Here is a 12,239-nt window from a genome sequence, read left to right on the forward strand (position 1 = left end):
GCATTCGCGGCCTTGCTCATACGGCGTTCAGTCGAACAAACCCAAGGTTCGCGGCAGCGGCTGAGGCGCCGGCTTGGGCGCGCCCTGGCGCGGCGCCAGCGGCGCGTCCTCGGCGCGCATCTCCTCCGCCGGATACAGCCGCAGCAAGCGCTGCGCGTCCTCCGGCCTCCGCGCCGTCAGCCAGGCCTGGTAATCCTCCGGCCGCACAATCACCAGCGAACGCTTCTCGTCCTCCGGCTTGTGGGTGCGGCGCATCAGCGCGTGCGCCTCGGCGTTGACCGTCAATTGGGTGAAGGCGTGGCTGATCGAACCGTCCGGCTCCGACCAGGCCCGCCACAGCCCGGCCACCGCGAACGGAGCGTCGTCGGCCAGGCCGATGCGCCAGCGCACCGCGCGGCCGCTTTCATACGAGGGTTCGAAAAAGGCCCGCATCGGCACCAGGCAACGCTGACCGGCCCGCCACGGGTAGCGGAAGTTTTTCAGTTCGGCCACGGTTTCCGAACGCGCGTTGGTGGTGGACAGCCGCATGCCGTCCGGCTGATGACGCTTGGGCACCAGGCCGTAATTGCCCAGCCGCGGCTCCAGGCCCCGGCGGCCGGCCACGATGAAGGGCGCGGCGTAATCCTGCCAGGCCTCTTCTTGCCAAAGCAGTTCGCCGGCCTCCACGCCGAACAACGGCAGTTGATCCGGATGGGGACATAGATAATTGACGCACATCGGTCCAGTCTACCGGATATCGCGCCGGCCGGCCCGCCTCAGCGGTTTGACAAGGCCGGCCCAAGCGGCCACCATAAGGCCACTATGCGCCGTTTCGCCCCCTTCTCCAGCCAAGATTGGATTGACGCCTTTTTTTGAGGCGGGTTGGCGCGCGGCCAGACGAAGCCCGGCAACCCGCCCCAACCGGCGGGTTTTTTCATATATGCCCCTCTCCCAAGGAGACTGTCATGCCAAGCAATGAACAATTCAAAGATACGGCCACTGAGGCGACACTGCACTTGGTTTGCGGCAAAATCGCGGCGGGCAAGTCCACGCTGACCCGCCGCCTGTCCGATCAGCCCCGCACCGTGCTGATCAGCGAAGACGACTGGCTGGCCAAGCTCTATCCCGGCGAGATCCGCACGCTGACCGACTATGTGCGCCGCTCGCAGTCGCTGAAAGACGCGCTGGCGCCCCATGTCTCCGCTCTGCTGCGGCAGGGCCTGTCCGTGGTGCTGGACATGCCGGCCAACACCCTGGACAGCCGTCGCTGGATGCGCGAGCTGATCGAGTCCAGCGGCGCCGCCCACCAGCTGCACCATCTGGACGTCAGCGACGAGGCCTGCAAGGCGCGCTTGCGCCAGCGCAACGCCAAGGGCTCCCACCCGTTCAGCGTCAGCGAAGCGGAGTTCGACCACATCACCCGCTACTTCGTGCCGCCCAGCCCGCAGGAAGGCTTCAACGTCGTGGCCCATCTCAGCGCCGAGGCTTGAAACGCGCCTGCCGTCCCTGCGAAAAACGCCGGCTTGCCGGCGTTTTTTCATGGCCGCGCAAGCGGCGGCGATCGCTCCTCCGCCCCAGGCATGGCCTGTCGGATATATAAATCAATAACCATATGACAGCTTACCAGCCGGATATATTTAGGCTTGAATAGCAAACATGAACACCACCGAAATCCGCCGCCACAAGCTGGGCCTGTTGATCGAACGCGATTTTGACGGAACCGTTTCCCGACTCGCGGAGCTGATCGATCGCCGCCCTCCGCAAATCTACCGCCTGTTCTCGGACGCTCCCAGCGGCCGCGGCATGGGAGAACACCTGGCCCGCCACATCGAAAACCGGCTGAACCTGCCCCGCTACTGGCTGGATCAGGAAGGCGACATCGACGCCCTGCCGCCGCTGCACGCGCGGGTGGCGGAGTTCGAGGCCGCGCTGTCGGAACGCGCCTTGCTGCAGTTGTTGATCGACGATCTGCATCGCGGCGTGCGCGGGCAGACTCTCAGCCGCAAAGCGCTGATCAGCCTGCGCGGCATGGTGGAAGCGCTGACTCAGGAGCCCCCTCAGCCGCAGCCGGCGGACGCTTGGGCGGGCGGCGCGGCGGAATGAGCCGGCGCGCGGCCATGGGCCGATACGCAACACTCCGCCGTAGATAACCTAGTGGTTATTGTTGCTTAATATCTTTATTGATAGGCTATGCTGATCGCCTTGTGAGGAATGGAGATTGGCATGACCTTCCCGCCGCTTCGCCCCCGGCTTACCGACTACGGCAGCTGCATCGCCGTGGAGAGCCTGCGCCTGCTCAAACCCCTGCCCGTGGTCAAGGCCGCGCTGCACACCCCCAAGGGCGTGCTGCCGCGCCGGGTCTGCGCGGTCAGCATCCAGCGCCGGAGATTGTGGGCGGACCGCCACACCGGCGCGCTTTACTGCGCGGAAACCGGCTACAGCCTGCGCCACACCAATCTGCGCCTCCAGGTGTGCCCGCAAGCGCTCAGCGTTTGAACGCCGCCATGCCCTTATCCACTCAAGCGGAACGCGCCGTCGCCGCCAGCGTCATGGACACGCTGCAATCGCTGGCCTCGCTGATGCGCGCGATCGAACGCCTGAACGAAACGGCTGACTCTCAAACGCGCGAGCACATCGCCCAACTCTGCCGGCTGGCGGCGGAGATGGCGCAGGACGCCCACAATGAGCTGGATCTGATCCGGGAGCGGGCGGCCCAGCCCGGCCGCGACGCCGCGACGCGCGCTTAGAACCTGTTTACGATCTGCTGCGCTTCGTGAAACTGGGCGCGGCGAGTAGCACTTCGAAATGCTCATTTCTCAGCGGTTTTCGCCTTGTCTCGCTCTTGCTCGCGAGATCGTAAACACGTTCTTAGAAGCGGCTTACGAAGCCGCTTAGACCCAGCCGCCCAGCATCAACACTCCGCACGCGGCGATGCCGCCGCCGGCGACGCGCCCCAGCCGCTCGCCCAAGGCAAGGCGCGTTTCCGTCCGTCCCAGCAGCAAGCCGGCCGCGTGCAGCAGCCCGGAGGCCAGCACGAAACCGGCGGCGTAAGCCAGGCCGGAGGCGTCGTGCGGCATTTCCTGGCCGTGGGCGACGCCGTGCAGCAAGGCGAAGCCGGCGATCGCCGCCAAGGCCAGACCGCGCCGCGGCTGCAAGGCGAAGGCCAGCAGCAGGCCCAGCGCGATCACGCTGGCGGCGATGCTGCTTTCCAGCGCCGCCACGCTCACGCCCAGCCAGCCCAACACGCCGCCCGCGGCCAACATGACCATGAAGGTCAAGGGCCCTTGCCAGCGAGCCGCGCCGCCCAGCCGCCACGACCACAAACCCACCGCCAGCATGGCCAGCAAATGGTCCAACCCGCCAAGCGGGTGCGCGAGGCCGCTGGAAAAGCCGGCGACGGCGTGGCCGGGGTGAGCCTGGGCCAGTCCGCTGACCAGCAATAGCGCCAGCGCGCCCGGCGTGAATTTACGCAGAAAGGTCATTTTCAGCTCCCGAGACGTCAAGTTGCAGCATGCCCTGGGTTTCGATGAAGGCGATGATGTCGTTCAGCCCCTGGCCAAGCTTGAGATTGGAGAACACAAAGGGCCGTTCGCCGCGCATGCGGCCGGCGTCGCGCGCCATCACCTCCAGCGAGGCCCCCACCAGCAGCGCCAGATCGATCTTGTTGATCACCAGCAGGTCCGATTTGCAGATGCCCGGCCCGCCCTTGCGCGGAATCTTGTCGCCGGCGGACACGTCGATCACGTACAGCGTCAGATCGGACAGCTCCGGGCTGAAGGTGGCGGCCAAATTGTCGCCGCCGCTTTCAATGAAGATCAGGTCCAGGCCGGGATGGCGCGCGTTCAGCCGCGCCACCGCCTCCAGATTGATGGACGCGTCTTCGCGGATGGCGGTGTGCGGGCAGCCTCCGGTCTCGACGCCGATGATGCGATCCGCCGCCAGCGCCTGGTGCTGGACCAGGAATTGGGCGTCTTCCTGGGTGTAGATGTCGTTGGTGACGGCGGCGACATTGTATTTGTCGCGCAGCGCCGCGCACAGCGCCCAGGTCAGGTGGGTCTTGCCCGAGCCCACCGGCCCGCCTATGCCCACCCGCAACGGCCCGCGGCCCTGGGCGAGTCCTGTCGTGTTCATTGCTTTCTCCTTGAGATAGCGGCCGCCGGCTCAAGACCGGAACAGCCTGCTGTACTGGGTTTCATGCTTCATCGCCGCCCAGGCGAGGCCGGGGGCGAAATTGCTCAGTTGGTCCGCCGGCAGCCGCCGCGCCTCGGCGCCGGCGGCCGCCGCCGCCGGCAACAAGGCCGACAATAATTGCTGGCCGGCCGTCTGCCCCATCGGCATCGCCTTGAGCAGAACCGTGACCTGATTCTCCAGCCAGCCCCATAGATACGCGTCCACCGCGCCGGCCTCGTCCACGCCCAAGGCGCGCGCCGCCTGCGCCCAAACCGCCGGCAGCGCCAGTTCCGGCTGCTCCAGCCCGGCCGGCCACGGCAAACCGGCGCATTCCGGCAACGCTTGCAGCAGGCGGCGCAGCGAATACCCCATCTGCACGGTTTCCTGCCGTAGTTCGCGGCTGTCGCGGCTGGCCAGCAATTGCTGATTGATCCGCGTCAGCGCCGGCTGCTCGTCGGCGGCCAGCGCGCGCCAGGCCTGGGCCAGCAGCGCGGCTTCGAAACGGGACAGCGGTCCTTGCAGCGCATCGCCCAGCCAGGCGGCGGCGCTGGCGGCGTCATGCACCAGGCCCAGCTCCAACGCGCTCTCCAGCCCTTGCGAATAGCTATACGCGCCGATAGGCAGGCCGGGGCTGGCCAGCCGCATCAGTTGCAGCCGCGCCAGCGCGCTCATGCCGCGCCGTACTGATGCAGCCGCGGCGGATACTGGAAGGCCGCCTCCTTGCCGTGGGAGTGATGGTGGCCGCCGCCGTAAGCGCCGGACTCCGGCTGGAACGGCGCGTCGATTTTTCGCACCCGCGCGCCCATCTGCTCCAGCATCCGCGCCAGCACCTCGTCGTCCAACAGCCGCAGCCAGCCCTCGCCCACTTGCAGATGCACATGGCGGTTGCCCAGGTGGTAGGCGGCGCGGGTCAGCGCGACGGCGTCGGCGCAACAGACATGCAGCAAGGCCTCCGCCGCGGCCGCCACCCGCACCCGGCGGCCATCCTCGGCCTGCAACACCTCGCCGTCGGCCAGCGGCGGCCCCGGTTCCAGAAACAGACCGCAGTCTTCGCCGGCGGCGCTGCGGGTGCGCAGCCGGCGCTTGCCGCGCAGTTCGTAACTCATCAGCAACTCATCGTCCCAGGCGCTCGCATCGTCGGCGCGGCGTGTCAGCAACAACATGGCATCCTCTCAAAACAAGAAATAACGCTGCGCCAGCGGCAGGCGCTCGGCCGGTTCGCACCACAGCAATTCGCCGTCGGCGCGCACCTGGTAGTTTTGCGGGTCCACCTCGATATGCGGCAGATAATCGTTGTGGATCAGATCGGCCTTGCTCAGCTGACGGCAGCCCCGCACCGCCACCAGCCGCTTGCGCAGGCCCAGTTCCGCGCCGACGCCGGCCTGCAGCGCCGCCTGCGACACGAAGGTGACGCTGCCGCGCGCCACCGCCGCGCCGCAGCTGCCGAACATCGGCCGGTAGTGCACCGGCTGCGGCGTCGGGATGCTGGCGTTGGGATCGCCCATCGCGGCGGCGGCGATGACGCCGCCCTTGAGGATCAGGCTGGGCTTGACCGCGAAGAAGGCCGGCCGCCACAGCACCAGATCGGCCAGCTTGCCGGCTTCGACGCTGCCCACCTCATGGGCGATGCCGTGGGTCAGGGCCGGATTGATGGTGTACTTGGCCAGGTAGCGCTTGACCCGGAAATTGCTGTGGCCGGGGCCGTCGCCCGGCAAGGGGCCGCGCTGGCGCCGCATCTTGTCCGCCGTCTGCCAGCAGCGCAGTATGGTTTCCCCCACCCGTCCCATCGCCTGACTGTCCGAGGACATCATCGCGAAGGCGCCCAGATCGTGCAGGATGTCCTCGGCGGCGATGGTTTCGCGCCGGATGCGGCTTTCGGCGAAGGCCACGTCCTCGGCGATGCCCGGGTCCAGGTGATGGCAGACCATCAACATGTCCAGGTGCTCGTCTATGGTGTTGACCGTGAACGGCCGGGTGGGATTGGTGGAGCTGGGCAGCACATTGGCGTGGCCGCAGGCCTTGATGATGTCCGGCGCGTGACCGCCGCCGGCGCCCTCGGTGTGATAGGTGTGGATGGCGCGGCCCTTGAACGCGGCCAGCGTGGCCTCGACGAAGCCGGATTCGTTCAGGGTGTCGGTGTGGATGGCCACTTGCACGTCCATCTCGTCCGCCACCGTCAGACAGTTGTCTATCGCCGCCGGGGTGCTGCCCCAGTCTTCGTGCAGCTTGAGGCCGATGGCGCCGGCGCGCACTTGCTCGCGCAGCGGCTCCGGTAGGCTGGCGTTGCCCTTGCCGGTGAAGCCCAGATTCATCGGAAAGGCTTCCGCCGCTTCCAGCATTCGCGCCAGATGCCACGGCCCCGGCGTGCAGGTGGTGGCCTTGCTGCCGGTGGCCGGCCCGGTGCCGCCGCCTATCATGGTGGTGACGCCGGACATCAGGGCGTCTTCGATCTGCTGCGGGCAGATGAAGTGGATGTGGCTGTCGATGCCGCCGGCGGTGACGATCATGCCTTCGGCGGCGATGATTTCGGTGGCGGCGCCGATGGCGATGTCGACGCCGGGCTGGATGTCCGGATTGCCCGCCTTGCCGATGGCGGCGATGCGGCCGTCCTTGAGGCCGATATCGGCCTTGACGATGCCCCAGTGATCCAGGATCAGCGCATTGGTCAGCACCGTGTCGGCCACTTCCGCCGCCAGGCCCTGGCCCTGGCCCATACCGTCGCGTATCACCTTGCCGCCGCCGAACTTCACCTCCTCGCCGTATACGGTGTAATCGCGCTCCACTTCCACCCACAATTCGGTGTCGGCCAAGCGCACCCGGTCGCCGACGGTGGGGCCGAACATCTCGGCGTACGCCTGTCTGCTGATTTTCATAAGGCCCCCATCACCTTGCCCTGAAAGCCGTACACCCGGCGCCGGCCGGCCAGCTCCACCAGCTCCACGCTGCGGACCTGCCCGGGCTCGAAGCGCACCGCGGTGCCCGCGGCGATGTTCAGCCGGCAGCCACGGGCGGCCTCGCGGTCAAACCGCAAGGCGTCGTTGGTTTCGGCGAAGTGATAATGCGAGCCCACCTGGATCGGCCTGTCGCCGGTATTGGCCACCGTCAGCGTCAGGGTGCGGCGGCCGGCGTTGAGCTCGATCTCGCCCTCGGCGGCCTGGATCTGTCCGGGAATCATCGCGGCCTCCTCATACAATGGGCTGGTGGACGGTGACCAGCTTGGTGCCGTCCGGAAAAGTGGCTTCCACCTGGATGTCGGCGATCATCTCGGCCACGCCGTCCATCACGTCCTCGCGGCCCAGCAAGGTGGCGCCGTAATGCATCAGCTCCGCCACGCTGCGCCCATCGCGCGCGCCCTCCATGACGGCGGCGCTGATATAGGCCACCGCCTCCGGATAGTTCAGCTTCAGGCCGCGCGCGCGGCGGCGTTCCGCCAGCAGGCCGGCGGTGAAGATCAAGAGCTTGTCTTTTTCTCTGGGCGTCAATTCCATCGTGAAGTCCCATTTCTCATTGAAGGGTCAAGTCGCCCAGATGCGCGGCTCCTGCGCCGCGCGGCCGTGGGTGAACGGGTAAAGCAAGCGCCGCGCCCGCCGCAGCCAATGATGGGCGGCTTCGGCGCTGTCGCCGATGAAGCGCGCCAGCCAGACGTCCGGCAGTTGGCTGGCGGCGGCGCGGCCCGCCAGCGGCAGCGCCAATACCGCCTGATGCAAGGCCTCCGGCAGCGCCGGCCCGGCCCACAACAGCAGGCCGACCGCGGTCTGGCCGCCCATTCCGACCGCCGCGTCCAGCATGCGGTCGCCGCCGGCCAAGGCGGCGCGCTCGCACCAGATCAAACGGCCATCGCGTTCTATGTCCAGGCTTTGACGCCAAAGCCCGCGGTCGAAGCGCTCGCCGCAGGCCGGCCGCCCCAGACAGAGCACGTCGCCGTACAGCAGCGCGGCGTCGCCCTGCAGCTGGACACGGCCTTGCAAGCTCACCTCGGCGCCGGCGAACAGAATGGTTTCCAGCGGCAGCCATTCCAACCGCGCGCCGGCGGCCAAAGACAGCTCCAGCCGCTGGCTGGCCGGGCGGCCGAAACCGTCGTACCACTTGGCGGCGCCGGGGCTGGTCAGCAGCGCGTCCGCGCCCTCCTCCAAAGTCACCGTCAGGCTCAGGCTGTCGCCGCCGGCCATGCCCCCCGGCGGATGCACGATGATGTGCTGGCACTGGCCGGCGTCGTCGGTGAAGTGGCGCTGCACCCGCAAGGGGCCGCAATGCCGCCGCCGCACCGGAATGGTGCGTCCGTCGCGGCGCCGGTAGCTCAGCTCCAGTTCGGCGGCCCAGGGCGGCGGCAGGCCGACGGCGGCGGCATCGCGTCGCATCGCTCAGATCGCCAGCAGCCCGCGCACGCCGTCCGCCCGCATGTCCCCGCCCAGGCCGCTTTGCACCACTTCGCCGCGCGCCATCACCAGGTAGCGGTCCGCCAGCGCCTCGGCGAAGTCGTAATACTGTTCCACCAGCAGGATGGCCATCTCGCCCCCGGCCGCCAGTTGGCGGATCGCCGTGCCGATCTGCTTGATGACGGAGGGCTGGATGCCTTCGGTCGGCTCGTCCAGCATCAGCAGCGACGGCCGCCCGGCCAAGGCGCGGCCAATCGCCAATTGCTGCTGCTGGCCGCCGGACAGGTCGCCGCCGCGGCGGCCGCGCATCTCGTACAGCACCGGGAACATCTCGAACACGCTGTCCGGCAAACGGCGGCCGGCCGCGCCGGAGAAGCGCGCCAGCCCCAGGCGCAGGTTTTCCTCCACCGTCAGCCGCGGAAAGATTTCGCGCCCCTGCGGCACATAGGCGATGCCGCGCGCCGCGCGCTGATGCGGGGCCAGCGCGGCAATGTCCTCGCCGCGCCAGCGCATGCGCCCGCCGCGTACCGGCAATTGCCCGCTCAGGCATTTGAGCAGCGTGCTCTTGCCCGCGCCGTTGCGCCCCAGCAGGCAGGTGATCCGCCCCGTCTCGGCGCGCAGGCTGATCCCGCGCAGGATGCGGCTGCCGCCGTAATACTGTTCCAGTCCGTCGATTTCCAGCATGTCAGCGCCCCAGATACACTTCGATCACCCGCTCGTCCGCCTGCACCTGCCGCAGCGTCCCCTCCGCCAGCACCGCGCCTTCGGCCAGCACCGTCACCCGGCCGCCCAGGCTGGCGACGAAATCCATATCGTGTTCCACCACCATCAGGGAATGCTCGCCCTTCAGGCTCAACAGCAGCTCCGCGGTCTGTTCGGTTTCGGCGTCGCTCATGCCGGCCACCGGCTCGTCCAGCAAGAGCAGCTTGGGTTGCTGAGCAAGCAGCATGCCAATCTCCAGCCACTGCTTTTGGCCGTGCGACAGCAGGCCGGCCAGCCGGCCGCGCTGCTCCTGCAGCCGCACCCGTTCCAGCAGTTCGTCGACGCGGCGGCGCTGAGCCGCGCCCAGGCGCGCGCGCAGGCTGGCGCGCACCGAGCGGTCTCCGGCCAGCGCCAGCTCCAGGTTGTCCGCCACCGTCATCGCCTCGAACACCGTGGGCTTCTGGAATTTGCGCCCTATGCCCAGTTGGGCGATCTCGGCCTCGTCGTATCTGCGCAGGTCCAGGGTCTGGCCGAAGAACACGCTGCCCGCGTCCGGCCGGGTCTTGCCGGTGATCACATCCATCATCGTGGTCTTGCCGGCGCCGTTGGGGCCGATCACCACGCGCAATTCGCCGACGGCGATCGACAGCGTCAAACGGTTCAGCGCGCGGTAACCGTCGAAATCAACTATGACATCGTCAAGATATAATATCTGTCCATGCCGAATGTCCAGCCCCGGCGTCAATGGCCGGGACAAGCCCACCGCCTCGTCCTCCCACTGTCCGCGCGGAACGGGATTTTCGCTTGTTGTATTCATGTCGCATATCCGGGAAATCAATAAACGCGCGGCCGCCTCAAGCGCCGCGGCCTCGCGCCAGCCAGCCCATCAAGCCGCGCGGCAGCAACAGGGTGCCGGCGATGAACAGCCCGCCCAGGAAGAACAGCCAGTACTCCGGAAAGGCCACGGTGAACCAGCTCTTGGCGGCATTGACCAAGACGGCGCCCAGCACCGGTCCGATCAAGGTGCCGCGGCCGCCCACCGCCACCCAGACGGCGGCCTCGATCGAATTGCCCGGCGACATCTCGCCCGGATTGATGATGCCGGCCTGCGGCACGTACAAGGCCCCGGTCAGGCCGCAGAGCATGGCGGACAACACCCATACCGCCAGCTTGTAGTCTTGCGGCCGGTAGCCGCAGAACATCAGCCGCGACTCGGCGTCGCGCACCCCGGTGAGCACGCGGCCGAACTTGCCGCGCGTCAGCCGGAACGCCCCCAGCAAAGCCAGCGACAGCAAGAGCGCGCTGAGGACGAACAGCCAGGCGCGGGTGGCCGGCTCGGCGATGCCGAAGCCCAGGATGCGCTTGAAGCCGGTAAAGCCGTTATTGCCGCCAAAACCGGTTTCGTTGCGGAAGAACAGCAGCATCGCCGCATAGGTCAGCGCCTGGGTGATGATGGAAAAATACACGCCGCGGATGCGGGAACGGAAAGCCAGCCAGCCAAAGCCCAGCGCCAACAATCCAGGCGCGCCCACCGCCAGGCACAGGGCCCAGGCCAGGTGTTCGCTGCCCTGCCAGAACCACGGCAGCGTCCGCCAGTCCAGCGACACCATGAAATCCGGCAGCGCGCTCTGGTAGACGCCGTCGCCGCCGATCTGACGCATCAGATACATGCCCATGCCGTAGCCGCCCAGCGCGAAGAACAGGCCGTGGCCCAGGCTGAGCAAGCCGGCATAGCCCCAGACCAGGTCCAAAGCCAGCGCCAGCACCGCGTAGCACAGAATCTTGCCCGCCAGGGTCAGAACATAGGCCGACACCCGCCAGCCGCTGTCCGCCGGCGCGAACACATGCAGCAAGGGCAAGGCCAGCAGACCGAGCCAGACCAGCACCAGCGCCGCCGCGCCCCAGCGCCGTCGGCCCAGGCCGGACAAGAGCCGCAAAGAGTAAGGAAGATGCATGGCGGCTCCTAATCCACGGCCCGGCCCTTGAGGGCGAACAGGCCTTGCGGACGTTTTTGAATGAACAGAATGATGCCGGCCAGGATCAGAATCTTGCCCAGCACCGCGCCCAGCGCCGGCTCCAACAGCTTGTTGGCCACGCCCAGGCCCAGCGCGCCCCATGCCGCGCCGGCCAGCTGGCCCACGCCGCCCAGCACCACCACCATGAAGCTGTCGACGATATAGCCCTGGCCCAGGTCCGGGCCGACATTGCCGATCTGGCTCAGCGCCACCCCGCCCAGGCCGGCGATGCCGCTGCCCAGGCCGAAGGCCAACATGTCCACCCGCCCGGTGGCCACGCCCAGGCTGTCCGCCATGCGCCGGTTCTGAGTCACCGCGCGCACGAACAGGCCCAGCCGGCTGCGGTTCAGCGCCAGCCAGACCAGGCCCAGCGTCAGCGCGGAGAACAGAATGACGGCGATGCGGTTGTAGGGCAGCGTCAGCGCCGGGCTCAAGGCCCAGCCGCCGTTCAGCCAGCCGGGGTTGGCCACCGCCACGTTCTGCGCGCCAAACAAGGTCCGCACCAGCTGCATCAACACCAGGCTGATGCCCCAGGTGGCCAGCAGCGTTTCCAGCGGGCGGCCGTAGAGATGGCGGATCACCAGCCGTTCCAGCGCCATGCCCACGGCGGCGGTCAGCAGGAAGGCCGCCGGCAGGGCCAGCGCCAGATAGGCGTCGGCGGCGGCCGGCCAGCGGCTGTGGAACAGGCTTTGCGCCGCGTAGGCGACATAGGCCCCCAGCATCAGCATCTCGCCGTGCGCCATATTGATCACCCCCAGCAGGCCGTAAGTGACGGCCAGGCCCAAGGCCGCCAGCAGCAGCACCGAACCCAGGCTGAGGCCGGCGAAGGCCGCGCCCAGCAGATTGTCTATCCGCACGCTGGCGCGGATGGCCGCTTGCGCCCTCATCGCGGCGGCGCGCACTTCGGCATCGTTTTCCGCGGCGGCGTCGGTCAAGGGCGCCAGCAGGGCCAAGGCCGCCGGATCGCCGCTGTCCGCCAGCGCCATGGCGGCGGCCC

At 68.0% G+C, this 12,239-nt stretch carries 17 protein-coding genes; 4 read left to right on the plus strand and 13 right to left on the minus strand.

Annotated features, from left to right (window positions below; translation table 11 throughout):
* Positions 1-27: 27 nt before the first annotated feature.
* Positions 28-717 (minus strand): SOS response-associated peptidase, encoded by a 690-nt coding sequence (locus DB032_RS09720; RefSeq protein WP_107799302.1) that lies wholly within the window; start codon positions 715-717, stop codon positions 28-30.
* 227 nt (positions 718-944) lie between these two features.
* Here DB032_RS09720 and DB032_RS09725 point away from each other — a divergent pair, with 227 nt between their 5' ends.
* The 4 genes from DB032_RS09725 to DB032_RS09740 all read left to right on the plus strand — a co-directional run bounded on the left by DB032_RS09725 (position 945) and on the right by DB032_RS09740 (position 2,726).
* Positions 945-1,469 (plus strand): ATP-binding protein, encoded by a 525-nt coding sequence (locus DB032_RS09725; protein WP_107799303.1) that lies wholly within the window; start codon positions 945-947, stop codon positions 1,467-1,469.
* A 166-nt stretch (positions 1,470-1,635) separates the two neighbouring features.
* The gene (locus DB032_RS09730; protein WP_107799304.1) at positions 1,636-2,082 is read left to right on the plus strand and encodes a hypothetical protein; all 447 of its coding nucleotides are present in this window, start codon (positions 1,636-1,638) and stop codon (positions 2,080-2,082) included.
* Positions 2,083-2,202: 120 nt separating this feature from the next.
* Positions 2,203-2,475 carry a hypothetical protein gene (locus DB032_RS09735; protein WP_107799305.1) on the plus strand — a complete coding sequence of 91 codons (273 nt, stop codon included), beginning with the start codon at positions 2,203-2,205 and terminating at the stop codon, positions 2,473-2,475.
* A gap of 8 nt (positions 2,476-2,483) precedes the next feature.
* The gene (locus tag DB032_RS09740) at positions 2,484-2,726 is read left to right on the plus strand and encodes a hypothetical protein (protein WP_107799306.1); all 243 of its coding nucleotides are present in this window, start codon (positions 2,484-2,486) and stop codon (positions 2,724-2,726) included.
* 144 nt (positions 2,727-2,870) lie between these two features.
* On the opposite strand, the gene DB032_RS09745 is transcribed toward DB032_RS09740, so the two are convergent.
* From DB032_RS09745 to urtB, 12 genes are read right to left on the minus strand one after another with little or no spacing between them, the layout of a single operon-like run.
* Entirely contained in the window at positions 2,871-3,461 is a 591-nt protein-coding gene (locus DB032_RS09745; protein WP_107799307.1) for a HupE/UreJ family protein, read from the minus strand.
* Positions 3,445-4,110 (minus strand): urease accessory protein UreG, encoded by a 666-nt coding sequence (ureG, locus tag DB032_RS09750; protein WP_107799308.1) that lies wholly within the window; start codon positions 4,108-4,110, stop codon positions 3,445-3,447. The genes DB032_RS09745 and ureG overlap by 17 nt, the downstream gene beginning before the upstream one ends.
* Before the next feature lie 30 nt (positions 4,111-4,140).
* Positions 4,141-4,821 carry an urease accessory protein UreF gene (locus tag DB032_RS09755; protein ID WP_107799309.1) on the minus strand — a complete coding sequence of 227 codons (681 nt, stop codon included), beginning with the start codon at positions 4,819-4,821 and terminating at the stop codon, positions 4,141-4,143.
* Positions 4,818-5,312 (minus strand): urease accessory protein UreE, encoded by a 495-nt coding sequence (gene ureE / locus DB032_RS09760; RefSeq protein WP_107799310.1) that lies wholly within the window; start codon positions 5,310-5,312, stop codon positions 4,818-4,820. Before ureE ends, DB032_RS09755 begins: the two co-directional genes overlap by 4 nt.
* A 9-nt stretch (positions 5,313-5,321) precedes the next feature.
* Positions 5,322-7,022 (minus strand): urease subunit alpha, encoded by a 1,701-nt coding sequence (gene ureC, locus DB032_RS09765; RefSeq protein WP_107799311.1) that lies wholly within the window; start codon positions 7,020-7,022, stop codon positions 5,322-5,324.
* A complete protein-coding gene (locus DB032_RS09770; RefSeq protein WP_107799312.1) occupies positions 7,019-7,324 on the minus strand; it encodes an urease subunit beta in 306 nt (101 codons plus the stop codon). Before DB032_RS09770 ends, ureC begins: the two co-directional genes overlap by 4 nt.
* Positions 7,325-7,334: 10 nt before the next feature.
* The gene (gene ureA, locus DB032_RS09775) at positions 7,335-7,637 is read right to left on the minus strand and encodes an urease subunit gamma (protein WP_107799313.1); all 303 of its coding nucleotides are present in this window, start codon (positions 7,635-7,637) and stop codon (positions 7,335-7,337) included.
* A 27-nt stretch (positions 7,638-7,664) separates the two neighbouring features.
* The gene (locus tag DB032_RS09780; RefSeq protein ID WP_107799314.1) at positions 7,665-8,507 is read right to left on the minus strand and encodes an urease accessory protein UreD; all 843 of its coding nucleotides are present in this window, start codon (positions 8,505-8,507) and stop codon (positions 7,665-7,667) included.
* A gap of 3 nt (positions 8,508-8,510) precedes the next feature.
* A complete protein-coding gene (urtE, locus tag DB032_RS09785) occupies positions 8,511-9,209 on the minus strand; it encodes an urea ABC transporter ATP-binding subunit UrtE (RefSeq protein ID WP_107799315.1) in 699 nt (232 codons plus the stop codon).
* A 1-nt stretch (position 9,210) separates the two neighbouring features.
* Entirely contained in the window at positions 9,211-10,044 is an 834-nt protein-coding gene (gene urtD / locus DB032_RS09790) for an urea ABC transporter ATP-binding protein UrtD (protein WP_107799316.1), read from the minus strand.
* A 37-nt stretch (positions 10,045-10,081) separates the two neighbouring features.
* Positions 10,082-11,182, minus strand: coding sequence for an urea ABC transporter permease subunit UrtC (urtC, locus tag DB032_RS09795; RefSeq protein WP_107799317.1), 1,101 nt, complete (start codon positions 11,180-11,182; stop codon positions 10,082-10,084).
* A gap of 8 nt (positions 11,183-11,190) precedes the next feature.
* Positions 11,191-12,228, minus strand: coding sequence for an urea ABC transporter permease subunit UrtB (gene urtB, locus DB032_RS09800; RefSeq protein WP_199225865.1), 1,038 nt, complete (start codon positions 12,226-12,228; stop codon positions 11,191-11,193).
* Positions 12,229-12,239: the final 11 nt, after the last annotated feature.

Source organism: Chromobacterium sp. Panama (assembly GCF_003052555.1).
In the GTDB taxonomy this organism is placed as follows: Bacteria; Pseudomonadota; Gammaproteobacteria; order Burkholderiales; family Chromobacteriaceae; genus Chromobacterium.

What these genes read in the sequence shown, in the direction of transcription:
- DB032_RS09720 (WP_107799302.1), bottom strand. Translation starts at nt 717, where the DNA reads ATGTGCGTCAATTATCTATGTCCCCATCCGGATCAACTGCCGTTGTTC.
- DB032_RS09725 (WP_107799303.1), top strand. Translation starts at nt 945, where the DNA reads ATGCCAAGCAATGAACAATTCAAAGATACGGCCACTGAGGCGACACTG.
- DB032_RS09730 (WP_107799304.1), top strand. Translation starts at nt 1,636, where the DNA reads ATGAACACCACCGAAATCCGCCGCCACAAGCTGGGCCTGTTGATCGAA.
- DB032_RS09735 (WP_107799305.1), top strand. Translation starts at nt 2,203, where the DNA reads ATGACCTTCCCGCCGCTTCGCCCCCGGCTTACCGACTACGGCAGCTGC.
- DB032_RS09740 (WP_107799306.1), top strand. Translation starts at nt 2,484, where the DNA reads ATGCCCTTATCCACTCAAGCGGAACGCGCCGTCGCCGCCAGCGTCATG.
- DB032_RS09745 (WP_107799307.1), bottom strand. Translation starts at nt 3,461, where the DNA reads ATGACCTTTCTGCGTAAATTCACGCCGGGCGCGCTGGCGCTATTGCTG.
- ureG (WP_107799308.1), bottom strand. Translation starts at nt 4,110, where the DNA reads ATGAACACGACAGGACTCGCCCAGGGCCGCGGGCCGTTGCGGGTGGGC.
- DB032_RS09755 (WP_107799309.1), bottom strand. Translation starts at nt 4,821, where the DNA reads ATGAGCGCGCTGGCGCGGCTGCAACTGATGCGGCTGGCCAGCCCCGGC.
- ureE (WP_107799310.1), bottom strand. Translation starts at nt 5,312, where the DNA reads ATGTTGTTGCTGACACGCCGCGCCGACGATGCGAGCGCCTGGGACGAT.
- ureC (WP_107799311.1), bottom strand. Translation starts at nt 7,022, where the DNA reads ATGAAAATCAGCAGACAGGCGTACGCCGAGATGTTCGGCCCCACCGTC.
- DB032_RS09770 (WP_107799312.1), bottom strand. Translation starts at nt 7,324, where the DNA reads ATGATTCCCGGACAGATCCAGGCCGCCGAGGGCGAGATCGAGCTCAAC.
- ureA (WP_107799313.1), bottom strand. Translation starts at nt 7,637, where the DNA reads ATGGAATTGACGCCCAGAGAAAAAGACAAGCTCTTGATCTTCACCGCC.
- DB032_RS09780 (WP_107799314.1), bottom strand. Translation starts at nt 8,507, where the DNA reads ATGCGACGCGATGCCGCCGCCGTCGGCCTGCCGCCGCCCTGGGCCGCC.
- urtE (WP_107799315.1), bottom strand. Translation starts at nt 9,209, where the DNA reads ATGCTGGAAATCGACGGACTGGAACAGTATTACGGCGGCAGCCGCATC.
- urtD (WP_107799316.1), bottom strand. Translation starts at nt 10,044, where the DNA reads ATGAATACAACAAGCGAAAATCCCGTTCCGCGCGGACAGTGGGAGGAC.
- urtC (WP_107799317.1), bottom strand. Translation starts at nt 11,182, where the DNA reads ATGCATCTTCCTTACTCTTTGCGGCTCTTGTCCGGCCTGGGCCGACGG.
- urtB (WP_199225865.1), bottom strand. Translation starts at nt 12,228, where the DNA reads ATGGCGCTGGCGGACAGCGGCGATCCGGCGGCCTTGGCCCTGCTGGCG.